General features: G+C 71.9%; 10 protein-coding genes and 2 pseudogenes. 4 read left to right on the forward strand and 8 right to left on the reverse strand.

Annotated features, from left to right (window positions below; genetic code table 11):
• Nucleotides 1–148: 148 nt before the first annotated feature.
• From OHU89_RS37135 to OHU89_RS37160, 6 genes and pseudogenes are all read right to left on the reverse strand, one after another.
• Entirely contained in the window at nt 149–2,398 is a 2,250-nt protein-coding gene (locus OHU89_RS37135) for a tetratricopeptide repeat protein (RefSeq protein WP_405654814.1), read from the reverse strand.
• A 195-nt stretch (nt 2,399–2,593) separates the two neighbouring features.
• Nucleotides 2,594–4,036, reverse strand: a pseudogene (locus OHU89_RS37140) (SAV_2336 N-terminal domain-related protein); the annotation flags it as partial.
• Nucleotides 4,037–4,040: 4 nt separating this feature from the next.
• Nucleotides 4,041–5,012 carry an AAA family ATPase gene (locus OHU89_RS37145; protein WP_405649323.1) on the reverse strand — a complete coding sequence of 324 codons (972 nt, stop codon included), beginning with the start codon at nt 5,010–5,012 and terminating at the stop codon, nt 4,041–4,043.
• On the reverse strand, nt 5,009–7,183 hold the full coding sequence (locus OHU89_RS37150; RefSeq protein WP_405649324.1) for a trypsin-like peptidase domain-containing protein: 2,175 nt from the start codon (nt 7,181–7,183) through the stop codon (nt 5,009–5,011). The genes OHU89_RS37145 and OHU89_RS37150 overlap by 4 nt, the downstream gene beginning before the upstream one ends.
• Before the next feature lie 3 nt (nt 7,184–7,186).
• Nucleotides 7,187–7,573, reverse strand: coding sequence for a CU044_2847 family protein (locus OHU89_RS37155; RefSeq protein ID WP_405649325.1), 387 nt, complete (start codon nt 7,571–7,573; stop codon nt 7,187–7,189).
• Between the two features lie 74 nt (nt 7,574–7,647).
• Nucleotides 7,648–8,373 (reverse strand): hypothetical protein, encoded by a 726-nt coding sequence (locus OHU89_RS37160; RefSeq protein ID WP_405649326.1) that lies wholly within the window; start codon nt 8,371–8,373, stop codon nt 7,648–7,650.
• 254 nt (nt 8,374–8,627) lie between these two features.
• On the opposite strand from OHU89_RS37160, the gene OHU89_RS37165 reads away from it, so the two are divergent.
• Nucleotides 8,628–10,268 (forward strand): esterase/lipase family protein, encoded by a 1,641-nt coding sequence (locus OHU89_RS37165; RefSeq protein ID WP_405649327.1) that lies wholly within the window; start codon nt 8,628–8,630, stop codon nt 10,266–10,268.
• Between the two features lie 51 nt (nt 10,269–10,319).
• On the opposite strand, the gene OHU89_RS37170 is transcribed toward OHU89_RS37165, so the two are convergent.
• Nucleotides 10,320–10,946, reverse strand: coding sequence for an RraA family protein (locus OHU89_RS37170; RefSeq protein ID WP_405649328.1), 627 nt, complete (start codon nt 10,944–10,946; stop codon nt 10,320–10,322).
• A gap of 128 nt (nt 10,947–11,074) precedes the next feature.
• Here OHU89_RS37170 and OHU89_RS37175 point away from each other — a divergent pair, with 128 nt between their 5' ends.
• Nucleotides 11,075–12,316, forward strand: coding sequence for a nitrate/nitrite transporter (locus tag OHU89_RS37175; RefSeq protein ID WP_405649329.1), 1,242 nt, complete (start codon nt 11,075–11,077; stop codon nt 12,314–12,316).
• A gap of 130 nt (nt 12,317–12,446) precedes the next feature.
• On the forward strand, nt 12,447–13,922 hold the full coding sequence (locus OHU89_RS37180; protein ID WP_405649330.1) for a glycoside hydrolase family 3 N-terminal domain-containing protein: 1,476 nt from the start codon (nt 12,447–12,449) through the stop codon (nt 13,920–13,922).
• Between the two features lie 46 nt (nt 13,923–13,968).
• Here the strand turns inward: OHU89_RS37180 and OHU89_RS37185 are convergent.
• Nucleotides 13,969–15,236: pseudogene (locus OHU89_RS37185) on the reverse strand (glycosyl hydrolase).
• Between the two features lie 8 nt (nt 15,237–15,244).
• Between OHU89_RS37185 and OHU89_RS37190 the strand changes: the two are divergent.
• Complete coding sequence (locus tag OHU89_RS37190) at nt 15,245–16,468, forward strand: N-acetylglucosamine kinase (RefSeq protein ID WP_405649331.1); 1,224 nt, start codon at nt 15,245–15,247, stop codon at nt 16,466–16,468.
• Nucleotides 16,469–16,520 lie beyond the last annotated feature (52 nt).

The raw sequence follows: 16,520 nt of genomic DNA on the forward strand, positions 1-16,520 counted from the left end.
GCTCGATCGGGCTGTTCTTGATCCCGGTGGACGTGATCGGTGATCGACGGGCCCGTGACGTCACCGTGCGGACGGTCCGCCGGCACGGACGCCGGCCCAGCCGCGCGAGGAGCTGCGTTGACGCCGGACGAGGGCCGACGGCTTGCGGCTAGGCGCTGTGCCCCTGCCGGCGCAGTGCCGCCACCTGCCGGTAGAGCTCCACCGCTTCCTCCCCGCGCCCGAGCTGTTCCAGGCAGTGGCCCTCGTCGTTGCGGCTGGCGAGGGTGTCGGGGTGGTCGGCGCCGAGGACGCGTTCGCGGGCGGCGGCGACTCTGCGGTACTCGGTGAGGGCGTCGGCCCAGCGGCCCAGCCAGCCCAGGCCCACGGCGACCTCGCGGCGGCTGACCAGGGTGTCGGGGTGATCGGGTCCCAGCGCGCTCTCGCGGATGGCGTACACGTCGCGGGACTCGGCGAGGGCCTCCTCCCAGCGGCCGAGGCGGCCGAGGTTGACGCCCAGGCCGTGGCGGGCGCGAAGGGTCTCCGGATGGTCGGGGCCGTGGACGCGGGTGCGGTCGTCGATCAGGTCGCGGTAGAGCTGGAGCGCCTCCGTGCTGCGGCCGAGGCGGCCGAGGCTGATGCCGACCTCGTAGCGGGCGCCGAGGGTGTCGGGGTGGTCGGTGCCCAGGGCCTGGGCACGGGCCTCGGCGACCTCGCGGTAGGTCTGGAGAGCCTCGGCCCAGCGTCCCAACTGGCCCAGCGCATAGGCGACTTCGTAGCGGGTGACCAGGGTGTCGGGGTGGGCGGGTCCCAGGACGCGGGCGCGGGCCGCCGCGACGTCGCAGGCCATGCGGTAGGAGTCCTCCAGGCGGCCGAGCCGGCTGAGGTTGAAGGCGAGGTTGTGGCGGCAGCGCAGAGTGTCGGGGTGGTCGGAGCCCATCGTGCGCTCACGGGCGGCGAGGACGGACGTGTAGACCTCGTGGGCCTCGAAGTGACGGCCCAACTGGCCCAGCACGTACGCCATTTCCTGACGGGCGGCCAGGGTGTCGGGGTGGTCCGGGCCGAGCAGTCGCTCCCTGGACCGGGCGACGTGGGTGTACTCGGTCAGGGCGTCGGCGGGCCGCCCGGTGCGGGAGAGGGTGAAGGCGACCTCGTAGCGGCTGCCGAGGGTGTCCGGGTGGTCGGGGCCGAGCAGGTGCTCGCGCTCGGCGGCCACCGCGCGGTGCACCTCACCGGCCTCCGACCAGCGGCCCAGCCGGCCAAGGCTGAGCCCCGTGTTGTGCCGTCCGGTCAGGGTGGTGAGCGCCTCCGGGGACGGGGTGAGACGTTCGGCCGTCGCCGACTGGCGGCCGGCGGGCACGGGATGACGCACGGGATGGGGGGTCTGCCCCGAGGTCCACTGTCTTGAGATCTCCCTTGTGTCGTCCGGCGGTGTGGCGCCCGGTTCCGTGCTCATGGCCTGGTGCCCGGCGGTCATGCCTCGAGCCCAGGACGGGAGCCGTGGCGCGTCCGACGCGGACTCGTCCTCCGCACTCTGGACCGAGGCGGGCATGGTGCGTCCGACCCGGATGCGATGGCTCAACTCGTCGGCGTCGTGCGGGCGGTGTTCGGGCTGTTTGGCCAGCAGGTCGAGGATGAGTCTGTCGAGGTACTCGGGCATGTCGGGTCGGAGGCTGCGCGGTGGCCGGGGCGGGGTGTCGCGGTGGCCGACGAGGACCGCCCAGGCGTCGTCGAGGTCGAACGGGGGTACCCCGGTGGCGATCTCGTACAGCACGCACCCCAGCGAGTACAGGTCGCTGCGCTGGTCGACCTCGGAGCCGCCGATCTGCTCCGGCGACATGTAGTGCGGGGTGCCCATGGTGATGCCGGTGCCGGTGAGCCGGGAGGTGAAGCCGATGTCGCGGCCGAGGCGGGCGATGCCGAAGTCGCAGATCTTCACCGTGCCGTCGGTCAGCCGCATGATGTTCGCGGGCTTGAGGTCGCGGTGGACGATGCCCTGGGCGTGCGCGTATGCCAGGGCCTTGGCCGTCTGCTCGGCGATCTCCTCGACTTCGGCGATCGGCAGCCGATGCTCCTCGTGGTCTTTCAGGAGCCGGCTAAGGTTGCGGCCCTTCAGCAACTCCATGACGAGGTAGAGGATTCCGTCGGACTCTCCGAAGTCATGGACGACGGTGACCCCACGGTGCTGGAGGGCGGCGGCCACCCGGGCCTCGCGGCGGAACCGCTCGCGCAGCACCCGGATGAAGGACTGGTCATGGGACGGACCCAGCGGCTTGAGCCGCTTGACGGCGACATGGCGGCCCAGCGACTCGTCGCGCGCCCGCCACACCTCGCCCATGCCGCCGCGCCCGATCAGATCGAGCAGCCGGTACCGGCCCTGGACCAGCCTGGGATCGTGGGCCGCCGGTGGGGTGTGCGGCACGACGGACCGCGCCTCCGACGTGCTCTCGGACTCGGCCAGGGGCCGGGTGGCCGTGGGACGCACGCCCAGTCGTGTCGTCAACCGGGTGTCCAGCCAGGTGAAGGGCCGGCTGTCGTCGCTCAGGCGGTCAGGGCCGTCGGGGTGGGCGAGCCAGGCCGGGAAGTCCGGTGAGCGGCCGATCAGCCGGCCGAGCTGGTCCGTGATGGCGGCGGTGTTGCGCAGCAGCTCGTGCGCCGGCACCGTCCCCAGCAGGATCTGCCGGGCCTCCTCGGAGAAGTCGAAGGCACGATGCCGGGCCGGCTGGGCGGGGTCGGCAGGGTCGGCACGCCGCATCAGCCCACCGAGCAGGACTTCCGCGAGGTGCCCGATATCCGTCGGCGGGCCCAACGCGGCCTGCACCAGACGCATGACCGGCACCGACACGGGCGCGACCGCCGCGAGATGGGCCGCCAGCCGGTAGGCCTCCGGCGACGCCGCATGGCGGAAACGCAGCACGGCGTCCCGGGTGTCGGTCTGCCGGGTGTCGGCGTACGGGCGTGCGGCGGGCAGTGCGCCGTCCGCCAGCAGGGGCAACGTGACGGTGGTGCCCGGCGACGCGACCACGCGCGCCCACAGTCCCACAGCCGTCGGCTCCGGCTCCAGGACCGGAACCGGGACGCTTTCGTAGGACACCAGGTCCGCGGGCAGCACAGGATCCGTCACCTGCCAGGCAGTGGTCGGCCCGCCACGATGCCGGGTGGTCACCTGCCACTGCTGGGCCCGGATGCCCGACCCCTGCCACAGGCGGGTGGGCAGGGCATGGACGATCGCTGTGGGTCCCTGCCGTGCCCAGGCCCGTGCCGCTTTCCCCATTCGTCCGTCCTGCCAGGCCATGCCCACGCCGTCGCTGACGATGAGGACCAGAGTGTTTCCGGTGGGATCGTTCACGATGGACGGCGGTAGGGGCACACCGTCGTCGCTGTACGGGCGACCGCGCAGCACGGGGGCCTTCGGACCCCTGCTGTCCAGGCCGTACACACGAAGGCCGCGGAACGCGCCACTGCGTTCCAGCAGCGCCCGCAGCTCCGAAGCCAGGCGCTGCCAGAGCAGCATGGAGACGCCGTCGTCCACCAGCAGGGCGAGGCTGAGCCAGCGGGTGCGCGCGGGGCGCAGTACGGGGTCGGGCAGTCCCGTCTCGGCCATGGCGGTGACGGTGCGGGTCTCGTCCAGTTCTTGCCTGCGGAGGTCCGGCAGCCGCTGTTTCAGTGGCCGCAGGGCTCTGCCGAGTCGAAGTTCGTCGGTTCCGAGGGACTTCTTCCCGGGCGCCCGCACGGACTGGGCCGATAGCCCGGGGCGACTCCGAGCCTCGAGGCTCGAGGCTCCGCGCGTGCCCGAGGCGTGCAGCGGTTCGCCGGGCCGTTGCGATGCGTCCTCGGAAGGAAGTGAGGGCGGATCCGGCGGCGTGCCGGCACCGTCCGCGGCTGACGGCGGATGCTCCTCGGAGAGACCGGGGGGAGCGGAGTGCGCGTGTCGCAGCGCCCGTACCAGCGGAGCCTCGTCCTGCGGCAGGCGTGCGGCCAGCCACAGAACATCCAGCAGCTCCTCGTCGGAGAGCTCCACCTCGCTGTCGGCCAGCACCCGCCGCAGTCGGCCCGGCACGCCGCTACACCGCCCGGCCGAGTCGGTGCAGTACGGCGTTCAACAGGCCGTCGGCATCGAGATCCACCCCTCCCTTGCGGAGGAAGACCGCGTTCAGCAGTTGGTCGGTGGCCAGCTCACCGGGAGCGCGCCTCCCCAGGAACTCCCGCACCAGATCGTCGACATCCTCCAGAGCGGCGGCTCCCAGATGCGCCTCGACGATGTCGCGCAATCGCTGCTCGTCCGGCTCGGGCAGATCGAGTCGGATACAGCGCCGGAGGAATGCCGGAGGGAATTCGCGCTCGCCGTTGCTGGTGATGACCACGACGGGGAACTCCGTGCAGCGGACTCTGCCCCGGACGACCGGAACCTGGTCGTCCGGGTCGTCGGTCAGGACCTGGACCGTGGACTCTTCCTCCGTCAGCCTGGCGAGTTCCGGCACCTCGAACTCGCCCTCCTCGAAGACGGTCAGCAGGTCGTTGGGCAGATCCACGTCCCCCTTGTCCAACTCGTCGACCAGCAGTACCCGGGGCCGGTCGCGGGGGACCAGGGCGGTGCCCAGGGGGCCGAGACGGACGTAACTGCCGATCCCGGGCTCGGTGTCGTGACGGTCACGGCGCAGGTTCGCCTCACGGAGCCGGGCGACGGCGTCGTAGCGGTACAGGGCCTCCTGCAGGGTCGAGCGGCTGTTGATGGGCCAGTGCAGAAGGCGGCCGAGGCCGAGTTCGTGCGCCACGGCATACGCCAGGGAGGACTTGCCGGTGCCCGGATATCCCGTCACCAGCAATGGCCGACGCAGGTGAAGGGCCGCGTTCACGACGTCGGCCTCGGCCGCACCGATGAGGTAGGGCGTAGGCAGGGCGGAGTTCTGCTGGGACGGGGTGAACCGGCGCCACGGTGGGGCTTGGGGGATGGCTACATCGCGATGTGTTCCGTTACCTCGGAACAGCCGCCAGCCGTCGTCCGAGGTATTCGTTCCGGTGTCAGTCGCTGTCATGCGGGAGTGTTTCCTTCCGAGGGGTCCAGCAGTTGCAGCCCGGCTGTCGGGGACGGGTCCGTGTCCTCCCATACCAGTGACGGTCTGGCCGGGTGCCGGGGCGAGTCGCCGAAGGCATCTCCCCGGAAGCCCCTCACCCGCTCGGGCAGACCGTGCAGTGGCCCGGTGGGCTGCACCGGGTCGAGCCGGGACGCGTGCTGGTGGTCTTCCGCCGTGCGGTCCCACAGCACCACTGGGACGCCCAGCGCGAGGCACAGTTCCAGAAATCGGGCCCGATCGCCGGGGGGCCCGTGCAACACGACCTGGACGGTGTCGCGGTGACTGTGCTGCAGCAGCAGGGTGAGGCGCTCGGGGCTGCAGTCGGGGTTGACTATCAGGGGTGTTCCGTGGCCGCTCGCCCATCGGCGGTGTTGCTCGGCGTCCCGGGTGCGCACCAGGTCGCTCATCTCCGGGCAGCTCAGCGTGAGTTGGAAGGCCGCACCGATCGGCAGGCCGGGAACGAACGTGTTGTGCGGGCCCGGGTTCCACTCGTCGACGGGCAGGTGCAGCCCTCCGCGGTCCACGACGGCGGTCACGCGGGGGGCATGGTGCTCCTGGCCGGGTTCCGTCCGGATGCCGTCGATCGCGTCCCGGACGAGCCTCGCGACCTCCTCGGCCGTTCGCGGTGTGCTCTCCGAGGAGGGGAGCGGAGTCGGTGGGCCGTCATTGCGGAGGAGCCAGAGCTTGCACCGGAACTCCCCCTCGGGATCGCTGGTGTTCCGGTACAGCCGTACTTGGATGTTGCAGACCGGCGAGGGGCGGTGGGCGGCCCAGCGGAGGGCGTCGAAACGGCGTTGCGCGAGAGCGGACGGGTGGATGCCGAGGCGCTCGGTCACCCGCTCGTTCCATCCCCGTAGCTCGGCTTCCGCGGGTCCGCCTGCGGCCGCGGCGACGCACTCGACGAGATACAGCAGGGCCGGCACCTGCGGCGTCCCGGCCGGCACCGGAGCGCTGTCCGAAACGGCCTCCAACTCCCCGACGGCGAGTGCGATGTCGTCGACGGGCAACCGGACCGAGTGCAGGACCTCGGGCAGCGGAGTGAATCGCAGGGCTTCCCGGGCCGCGCGCGGTATCAGTGTGGGATCGGCCTCGACGATCTCTCGTAACTCCGCCAGGAGCCGGTGGTGTTCGCCCACCGACAGCAACGAGGCGGTGCCGGAGAACCGGCCGTGCAAGAGGAGACGGGTCAGCGCGGTCCGCGCCTTGTCGTCCGCCAGGCCCGGAGCCAGCGACTCACTGAGGGTCGCCAGCGCCCGACTGTGGGTCGACAGCAGGGCCGCGAGCTCGGCGACAGGCGGCGCCGAGTCGTCGTCGGGCACCGTGTAGCCGAGGTGCCGCGCCAGTGTGCGGGCATGGTCCGCCCGCGTGGCGGGGTCCGCGAGCAGCGGCCACAGCAGGGGCAGGAGGTCTTCCTCGGCCCGGGTGGGCGCCGAGGCGGCGGGCAGGACCGAGCACTCCTCCAGTACGTCCGAGGCCCCGGCCCTGACCAACTCGTCGCGCACGGCCTGCCACGGCAGGGCACGGCTGCGGCGCACCGTCCGCTGCCCGTCGAAGGGAGTTCCGTCCGGCATGACATGCGCCGCCACCAGCCCCACGGCCACCGGCTGTTCCCGCGACCAGAGAGGACCGCCGCTGTACCCCGGCCCGATGGCCGCACCCGTCAGCGGCGCGTCGAGGTAGGCGATTCGGCCGTCGCACAGTTTCACTTCGGTGTCGGCGTAGGTGATCCGCTGCCCGCTGCCGTGCCAGGCTCGCAATGGCTGGCCTTCGGCCATTTCACCCCAGCTGACGGGTGTCAACCATTCGGGGGCGGCCTCGGCGAGTTCCAGAACGGCCAGATCGCCGCCCGACCAGGCAGCGGTGCGGCCCGGCGGTGAGATCCACAACGACACCCGTGCGATGCGCTGTTGAGGAGCCTCGTGCCCATGGCGGAACACGAGGGCGATGTCCACGGCGGGCGGGTGGTCCGGGGCCAGGAGGTCGTCCCGCCCCAGCGCGTCGTTGACGACGTGGGCGCAGGTCAGTACCCGGTGGCGGGAGATGAGGGCGGCGGCACCGGCCGCCCTGGCCTCGCCCCGGCGCAGTACGGAGACGACGGGAGCGGGAGCGCCGCTCGGACGGAACCATCCCATGACTCAGCCCTGTGGTCGGTCTGTCCGCCAGGTCGCCGAGACGGTCATCGCGGCCTGGCCCTGGGCTCCCACGATGCCGATCTTCAGGTCCTGGCCTATCTGGACACCGAACACGACGCTGATCTCGTCCGGCGGATCGGTGATGGCGCAGACCGAATCGTGGACCTCCTGAAGAAGCGGCCCGAGAGGACTGAGCACAGTCCGCAGAGCGTCGGTCGCGAGAGTAGCCATCCGCCCTCGGCCGGTGCCCACGGGCACCTCGGTGCCGAAGCCGTCCGGTAACTCCTCCGTCGTGCAGGGGGAGTCGGCGGCGGGAGGATCACCGACCGCGGCCAGCTCCAATCGGACGGTCGCCCCGTCCGTGAGGGTCAGCTCCGTGTAGTCAGCCACAACAGCATTGTGCCGATCATGGGTGGGGCAAGGTGGGGAATGGCCGGATTCGGTCCGAACATCCTCGCCCGGGCCTAGGACCTCGTCGCGGATCCCGTCCACACGGTCACCTCCGCGGTCGCGCTGCTGTTGTCCTCCCCTCGGACGATGGTGTCCTGGATGTCGAGCAGGACTATGCGGCCGATGTTGGTCCGCAGGCAGACGCGGTCGCCCTTGACGACAGGCAGGCGGTTGGTCCGGTCGTTGGTCGCGTCGATGAGGGACAGGCAGGAGTCGGCCGTTGGCGGCGAAGCGCTGGGTGTCACCTTGGCGAAGTCTCCCGGTTCAGTGGCCTTGAGGTAGACGCCGTCCACGAATCCGAGGGCCTTCACGTCGCTGAGGCCGTGGGCGGGCGGGATGCCATCGAAGTCGGTGAAGGTCGAGACGAGCGTGACGCGGCCTTGCCAGGTGCGCAGCCACCCGGCGGAAGGGGGCTCCGTGGTCGTGGAGGGCGACGAGCTTGGCCCCGGTGTCCTGGTGGTGTCGGGGGATGGCGGCACCGTCTGTGTGATGGTCGCGGTCACCGTATGGGTCGGCGTGTCCACCGTCGGCGGCGTCACGGCCGCTGACAGGCCCAGGAAACCGAGGAGCAGTGGCGCCAGCCCGAAGCCGCCGGTGATCAGTGCAGCCCGTATCGCGCTGTCCCTGGGCCGGCGGGGTGCGCGGGCGGGTGGTTCCGGGGTGGGGGGTTCTCCCGGTTCCGGGGTGGCAGGTGCGGTCGGCTCCGGTGGGCGTCGGCTCGCCTGTGGGTCGTCGTTCATGGGTCCCCCCGAGTGGTGCACCTTCATGGTCTTGGCGCGAACGGCGCGCGGCAAGGGCTGGTTGGTGCGGTGGGGCGAGGTGGCGCGCCGTAGGGGATGCCGTCGGTACGTCGTCGGGCGCACGGTCTCTGCGTATGGGCCCCTGAACGAGCCTGATTCGGGGCGTAGTTGCCGAAGCCGGTGTGTTCACGCGGCCGGGACTCTGGTAGGGCGGGACTGCGGAGGTGCCCAGGTTCACGATCGGGGAGGGCGCGATGACCGCTTTCGTACGGCCCATGATTCTGGTCCGAGGGTTCGGCGGACCGGATGTCGGTGGTGTTCGGCGCAATGCCTACCAGGGCTTCAACGAAGGGACCGTGTATCCCAGCCGTCGCGGGGAGAACTTCATCTACGAGGGCTTCGTGCTGCGGGCGTTGAAGTACCTGGAACATCCTTACCGGGACGCCACGAACGTCGTCGGCTACTACACCCGGCCGCTGCCGGCACCGCCGGGTGAGTGGGACTGGGACGACGATCTCCTGTCCGGGAGCGTGGTCCTCGATCCGGGCATGGCGGATCGTGTGCTGCGTGACGGCGTGGACGGGACGCTGTGGATCTACCGCTACTACGACCTCGAACCGAGGACGATCGAGGGGTACGGGGCGGGTCTGGTACGACTGATCGACATCATTCGGCGCGCCGCCGCCCGGAACGGCGGTGGCGGGGAACCGTTCCCGGGTGTCGACATCGTGGCGCACAGCATGGGAGGGCTCGTCGTACGGGCCGCGCTCCGGCAGCTGAGCGCTGCCCCGGCGGGGGAGCCGCGCCCGGGGGAACTGGTCCACCGGATCGTGACGCTCGGTACCCCGCACCGGGGCATCGCCTTCCAGGTGCTGCCGCGTGCACTCGTGGAACACGTGCCGGGGGTCGCCGAGGCGGCCGACGAACTCGCGGCGTTCGATCCGGGGAGCACGGAGTTCAGGCGCTGGGACGACTGGTTCCCCGTCGAGCGCGTCCTGACCGTGGTGGGGACGGACCACCGCAGCTTCGGGGTCGCGATCGCCTCGGTGGCGAACCGGATCGTGAGCCTGACCGACGAAGGCAACCTGGTCCACAACCGCAGTGACGGACTGGTGAAGCAGGCGGCGGCCCAACTGCCGGGCGCGCCCAGGACGTTCGTGCACAAGTGCCACGGCGGGCCGGACTCCCTCATCACCTCGCGCGAGGCGTTCGAGATCGCCATGAGGTTCTTCCACGGCACCCACCATGTGCGGCTGCACCTCGAATCGGCGGACGTGCTGCGCGGCAAGGACTTCTTCGGCCGCAGCGAGTTCTACTTCGGGGTCTCGGTGAAACCCAGGGGAGTCGACTTCGATCTGTTCCATCAGAGTCCCGAGGCGGAGAACTGCTACGGCCCGTTCCACTCGGACCACCTCACCGATGGACCGCCCCCTCTGGCAGAGGAGTTGAACGAGCCGCTGTCGGCCGCGGGAGACCGGACCACCGGCTGGGCCGGGCCCGGCCGGCTGATCTGGGAGGGCTGGGTCGACCGGACCGTACGGCCCGCGACCCCGGACGGGGCATCGGGCCTGGTGTTCCGCCTCGACGTGTACCTCGGTGAACGGGACTCCTTCGGGATCGGGTTCTCGGACAACGTCGTCTTCCGCAAGCAGTACTACCTGCAGTTGCTGACGGACGACGGCGACGAGCCCGCGCTGTATCTGCACACGGGCGAAGGACGCCTCACGGACACCCGGGAGGAGTTGGAGGCCGCCACCCGTGTCGAATCGGCGGGCGTGGTCCGGGCCGCCGGACCGGGGCTGGACGGCGTGTGGCGCTTCCCGATCAAGGGCACCGGATTCGAGGCCACCCTGGCGGTGTCGTTCACGGAGGAGCCCGAGTCCGCGAAGGAGTAAGGAGTAAGGAGTAGGGAAGGACCAGAGAAGGACCGGGGAGACCAGGGGACGTCAGCCGGTGAAGCCCAGCTCGCGCAGCGCATCGTCGATGCGTGCCCGGTGGTTCGCCTCCCAGGTGTCCAGGGATTCCTCCGCCTCCTTGGCGAGCTTCGCGCGCGCCGCCGTGAGGATCTCCTCCCGGCGGGCCGCGGGCGTGACGACGATGCCCTCCTCGTCGGCGACCACGATGTCGCCGGGGTGGATCAGGACGCCGCCGACGTGGACCGGTTCGCCGAGGGTGCCGAGCTTCTTCTTGGTGCCGGGGATCGGGATGACTCCACGGGCGAAGACCGGGAAGGCGGCCTCGCGGACCTCGGCGAGGTCGCGGACGAGGCCGTCGACCACGAAGGCGGCGATGCCCCGGCGCCGGGCCACGGCACAGACGTTGCCGCCGGCCAGCGCGTAGTCCAGGTCGCCCGACTCGACGACGACGATCGAACCGGGCTCGGCGCGATGGATGGCGGCGTGCAGCATCAGGTTGTCGCCCGGCTCGCAGCGCACCGTGTACGCGGGGCCCGCGACGCGCGGCGCGTCCCACAGCGGGCGGATGCCGATGTCCATGACCTGGGCACGGCCCAGCAGGTCGGCGAGGGTGGTGGGGGGAAGGTCCTGGAAGGCGTCGGTGAGTGCGGTGTCCATCGTTCCATTCGACCCGGAGTCCGTCGTAGTGATCAAGATCGAGCGGGGTAAAGAGCTCCTCTGAAAAGTTGCCCGGCGTCCCGAGCCGTGCCGTCATGGACGGGGGATCACGGAGTCTGGGAGCACGTATGACCGACGTGGCGACGTCCGGCGGCGACCGTCCTACCGCCGCCGCCTGGCGCAACCTCGTGGTGGCCACCGTCGGGTTCACGCTCACCTTCTGGGCGTGGAACCTGATCGCCCCGCTGGCCGCGGACTTCGACGACGAACTGCACATGTCGTCCTTCGCGCAGTCCGAACTGGTCGCCATCCCCGTGCTGGTCGGTTCCCTCGGACGGGTGCCGGTGGGCGCGCTCACCGACCGCTACGGGGCGCGGGTGATGTTCCCCCTGGTCAGCGCCCTGACGATCGTGCCGGTGCTGCTGCTCGTCCCGGCCCATGACTCCTACCTGGCCCTGATCGCCGTCGGCTTCGTGCTCGGCCTCGGCGGCACGACGTTCGCCATCGGCGTCCCGCTCGTCAACTCCTGGTTCCCGCCCAAGCGGCGGGGCGCGGCGCTCGGCGTCTTCGGCATGGGAATGGGCGGTGTCGCCCTGTCCGGCTACTTCACGCCCCGCATGTACCGCCACAGCGAGAACCTGCCCTTCGTCGTCCTGGCGATCGCCCTCGCCGTCTACGCCGTGCTCGCCTACTTCCTCATCAACGACCGCCCCGACCGGCCCGTCCCGTCCACCCCGCTCACCACGCGCCTCGGCCAGGCCGGCCGGCTGCGGGTGACCTGGGAGCTGTCCGCCCTGTACGCGATCGGGTTCGGGGGCATCGTCGCGTTCGGCGTCTATCTGCCCACGTATCTGAAGACCTGGTACGAGCTCGACGCCACCGACGCGGGCACCAGGGCCGCCGGATTCGCCCTGGTCGCGGTGGTGTTCCGGCCGATCGGCGGGTGGCTGTCGGACCGGATCCACCCGGCCGTGGTCACCGCCTGGGCGCTGGGCGCGGTGGCGGTCCTCGGTGTCGTCCAGGCCTTCGACCCGGCCCTGATGCCGGGCGCCACGATCTGTCTCCTGGTGATGGCGGCCGCCCTCGGCGCCACCAGCGGCGCGGTGTTCGCCCTGGTCGCCCGGGTCACCCCGCAGCCGCAGGTCGGCAGCGTGACCGGCATCGTCGGTGCGGTCGGCGGCCTCGGTGGATTCGTCCCCCCGCTGGTCATGGGCGCGGTGTACAGCGCCAAGGACTCCTACTCCATCGGTTTCATGCTCCTGTCCGACCTCGCCCTGGCCGGCTGCGTCTACGCCTACGGCCGGATGCGCGAGGCCGGCCGCACGGCACCGACGCGGTCGGCGCCGGAGAAGGAGCAGATCGCCGGCTGAGGCGGGTCCGGGCGGGCGGCCCCGCCCGGACCCGGCGGACGGCCCCGCCCGCGGGCCGCGCGATGTGTGGTGAATCAAACTATCCATCACGATGTTGACTTCCGGCTGAATCAGCCAGAAGAATCCGGATGTGACCCCTTCAGCGCTCCCGGCCTCCGGCCCCGTCCTCCCGTCCGACCTGGACGAGGCGGCGCACCGCTGCCTCGTCGCCGGGTTCGACGGCACGACCACGTTCCCCGACACCCTGAAACGGCTGGTCGACCGGGGGCTGGGCGGGGTCATCCTGTTCACCCGCAACGTGCGGGACGCGGAGCAGGTCCGCGAGCTCACCGACGCGCTGCGGGCGATCCGGCCGGATCTGCTGGTGGCCATCGACAACGAGGGCGGCGGCATCGGACACCTGGTGGGCGCGGGCGCGCCCGAGGTGCCCGGCTCCTACGCCCTCGGCGTCGCCGACGACCCCAACCTCACCGCACGCTGCGCCGACGCACTCGCCGGGCATCTGGCCACCCTCGGCATCAGCGTCTCGTACGCCCCCGTCGCCGACCTCCAGCACCTGCCGAGCAACCCGATCGTGCGCACCCGCTCCTTCGGCGCCGACCCCGAGGTGGCCGCCCGGCATCTGCGGGCCTGGATCACCGCCACCGAGGCCCGCTCCATCGCCTCCTGCGCCAAGCACTTCCCGGGCCACGGCGGTACCGACACCGACAGTCACCACGGCATCGCGGTCGACCCACGGCCGTACGACGCACTCCGCGCCGACCTGGAACCGTTCCGTGCCGCCGTCGCCGCGGGGGTGCCGATGCTGATGAGCGCGCACGTCGTCTTCCCGGCGCTGGACGCCAACCGGCCCGCCACCCTCAGCCGCCGCATCCTCGGCGACCTGCTCCGGCACGACCTCGGCTTCGACGGCGTCCTGGTCAGCGACGCCCTGGAGATGAAGGCGATCGCCGACGAGTACGGGGAGGCGGCCGGGGCGCGTATCGCCCTCGCGGCCGGAGCCGACCAGGTCATCGTCGCCGTACCGGACCTGGAGGTCACGCTCGCCTGCCGGGACGAGGTCCTCGACGCGCTGGGCTCCGGAGTGCTGCCGTTGGAGCGGGTGTGGGAGGCGGCGGAACGGGTGCGGCGGCTCGCCGAGCGGTACGCGACGCCGACCGAGAGGGTCGCCGCGTGGGACAACGATGCCGGGCTGGAGGCCGCACGCCGGGCCGTGCGCGGCCAGGGAGCGCCGTCCGCGGTGCGCGGCGCTCATGTCGTCGACCTGTTCCCGCACCCGCACTCCGCTCTCAACTGGGGCGGCGAGGACCTGCTCACCGAGGTCCGTGCCCTCGACCCCACGGCCGTGGGCACGGCGGTCGCCGGTGAACCGGAGGATCCTGCCGCCCTGGCCGACGGGATACTGGCCCGCGAACGGCCCCTCGTCGTCGCCACCTGCGACGCCGGGCTCCACCCCTGGCAGGCCCGGCTGCGCGACACCCTCCTGGCCCGGCGGCCCGACGCGATACGGGTGGACACCGGGCTGCCGGAGGGCGGTGCGCTGTGCTCCTACGGGCGGGGACGGGTGAACCTGCGGGCGGTGGCGGAGGTGCTCACCGGAAGCTGATCAGGACGGTCGTACGACTTCCTCAGAACCTGATCTCGGAACCTGATCAGGAAAGTCGTACGACTTCCTTGATCCCGCGAGCGGCCAAGTACCCCTCGTCCTCGGCCCGTTCGGCCAGGACGACCGCCGGGCGCACCCCTTCCGTGCGCAACCGCATCCACTCCTCGAAGTACTCCCCGCCCGGGCCCGACACGGACCGGGTGCCCGGCGTGCAGTCCAACACCAGGGCGGTGCCGCGGGGTCGGGGCGCGTGCGGCTCGGTGATCGCCTCCGCCAGCGCCTCGGCGATGGGCTTGGGGCGGCCGGCCGAGTCGAACAGGCCCAGGGTGTACTCGAGTTCGGGGAAGTCGGCGAGGGAGCGGTCCACGTCGTGGGAGCACCACCAGGTCACGCCCCACAGCCCCTCGCAGTCGGCGGAGTTGCGGACCGTCGCGCGGGCGAACTCCGGGGCGTCGGCGGCCGGGATGTGCGGTTCGGGGGCGCCCGTCTCCTGGACCCACACCGGGCGGGCCGGATCCTCGGCGTAGGCCTTCGCCAACTCGGTTCCGTACTCGGCGAGATGGCGTACCTGCGGGGAGCGGGGTCCGTAGCGGCGGGCGCAGTCGCCGGAGAACACCCAGGGGTGGACCGTGGTCAGATCGCCCTTGCGGGCGGAGGCCTCGGGGGTGAAGGGGTGGTCGTCGCCGTACCAGGCGGCGTCGTACGCGGAGTGGGTGACCATGCCCTGCTCGCCGAGTCCGTCACGGGCGGCGGCCAGGAGGGTGTCGAGGTAGTGGTCCACCTCGGCGGGGGTCACCGGGTTGTGCTCGACCAGGTTGTTGAGCTCGTTGCCGAGCTGGAGGCCGAGCAGGTGGGGGCGGCCGGCCAGGGCACGGCCGAGGGTGCGGAGCAGGTCCGCCTGGGCCTCGATGGCGTCCGGGTCGGTGAAGACGTTGCGGTGGTGCCAGCTGCGGGTCCACTCCGGGTAGAAGTCGAAGCTCGACAGATGGCCCTGAACGCCGTCGACCAGGACGTCCAGGCCGGCCTCGCCCGCCAGGTCGACGAGCCGCACCAGCTGGTCGACGGCGGCGGTGCGGACGAGGGTCCGGTTGGGCTGGAGCAGTGGCCAGAGGTGGAAGACACGGACGTGGTCGAGCCCCAGGCCGGCTATCTGCTCCAGGTCCTCGCGGGCGTGCGCCGGGTCGAAGTCCTGCCAGGCGTGGAACCAGCCGCGGCGGGGCGTGTAGTTGACGCCGAAGCGGAGCGTACGGATGGGATCCTCCTCGGGTTCGGTGCACGTCGGCTCTTGTTCTGCGCGAATGTATCAACCACCATAGTCAGTGATGGGCAATGATTTGAACCAGAACTTGGCAGACTCGGGCGACGCGCGGCACGACCTCGTCGTCGGTCTCGACGCGGGCGGCACCCGCACCCGGGCGATGTGCGCGTCCGCCGTGGACGGCCGGCTGCTGGGCGAGGGCTCGGGAGGTCCGGGCAACGCCCTGACGGTCCCGGAACCGCAGCTCACCGACCATCTGACCGAGGCGATCGCCGCGGCGGTGCCGGAGCCGGCGCGGGGCCGGGTCGTCGCCGTGGCCGGCGGATTCGCGGGCGCGACGGGCACGTCGACGGACGACCCCGGGTATGTCCACGCCCGGTCCGCGCTCACCGGGGCCCTGCGACGGCTGCGCATCCCGCCCGGGCCGGTCGCCCTCTGCAGCGACATCGAGGCCGCCTTCGCCTCCGCACCCGGCACCCCGGCCGACGGCCTCGCCCTGGTCGCCGGCACGGGTGCCGTCGCCATGCGTATCGCCGGGCGCCGGGCCACGACCACGGTGGACGGCGACGGCTGGCTGCTGGGTGACGACGGCAGCGGGTTCTGGATCGGGCGGAGCGCGGTGCGGGCGGCGCTGCGGATGGCGGACGGGCGGGGGCCGGGGACGGGGCTGGCTGTGCTGGTGGGGAGGGCTTTCGGGGTGCCGGACGGGGTGCTGCCGGGTGGTGGCGTGGCGCTGGGTGGGAGTGGGGCGCCGAGTGACGGGGCGCTGCCCGGCGGTGGCGCGGTGCCGGACGGTGGCGTGATCCCGGACGGGCTCGGTGACCCTGAGGGGGCGGGTGGCACTGGGGCGTCGCGTGGCGGGGGCGGCCTCTCGGCGGGCGGCGGGGTGGTCTCGTACGACGGTGGCGGCCCCGCCGTACCGGACTGGCCCCTCGCCCATCGCGAGGCCTACCGAGCGCACCTGCTCCCCGCCGTCATGAACGACCCCCCGATCCGGCTGGCCCGCCTGGCCCCGCTGGTCGTCGAGGCGGCCCGGGAGAAGGACGCCGTGGCGGTGCGCATCCTCGACGAGGCCGCCGACCAACTGGCGGATACCGTACGGGCATTGGCGCCCGGCGCGGGCGAACCGCTCGTCGCCACCGGCGGTCTGCTCGGCCCGGAGGGCCCCCTCACCGAACCCCTGACCATCCGCCTGCACGCCCTCGGCCTGACCCTCGACTGGGTGGCCGACGGCTGCCGGGGCGCCGTGGCCCTGGCCCGGCTCGCATACGGGGGCGGTGGACGATGACGGGCCTTCTCGCCTCGCGATGCTTCGCCCGCTCCGCGCAAGGTGGGGGTGG

Source organism: Streptomyces sp. NBC_00019, from assembly GCF_045041015.1.
GTDB lineage: Bacteria > Actinomycetota > Actinomycetes > Streptomycetales > Streptomycetaceae > Streptomyces.

Excerpts from the sequence above, each read along its gene's own strand:
- OHU89_RS37145 (WP_405649323.1), bottom strand. The coding sequence starts at position 5,012 with ATGACAGCGACTGACACCGGAACGAATACCTCGGACGACGGCTGGCGG.
- OHU89_RS37150 (WP_405649324.1), bottom strand. The coding sequence starts at position 7,183 with ATGGGATGGTTCCGTCCGAGCGGCGCTCCCGCTCCCGTCGTCTCCGTA.
- OHU89_RS37160 (WP_405649326.1), bottom strand. The coding sequence starts at position 8,373 with ATGAACGACGACCCACAGGCGAGCCGACGCCCACCGGAGCCGACCGCA.
- OHU89_RS37165 (WP_405649327.1), top strand. The coding sequence starts at position 8,628 with ATGACCGCTTTCGTACGGCCCATGATTCTGGTCCGAGGGTTCGGCGGA.
- OHU89_RS37170 (WP_405649328.1), bottom strand. The coding sequence starts at position 10,946 with ATGGACACCGCACTCACCGACGCCTTCCAGGACCTTCCCCCCACCACC.
- OHU89_RS37175 (WP_405649329.1), top strand. The coding sequence starts at position 11,075 with ATGACCGACGTGGCGACGTCCGGCGGCGACCGTCCTACCGCCGCCGCC.
- OHU89_RS37190 (WP_405649331.1), top strand. The coding sequence starts at position 15,245 with ATGGGCAATGATTTGAACCAGAACTTGGCAGACTCGGGCGACGCGCGG.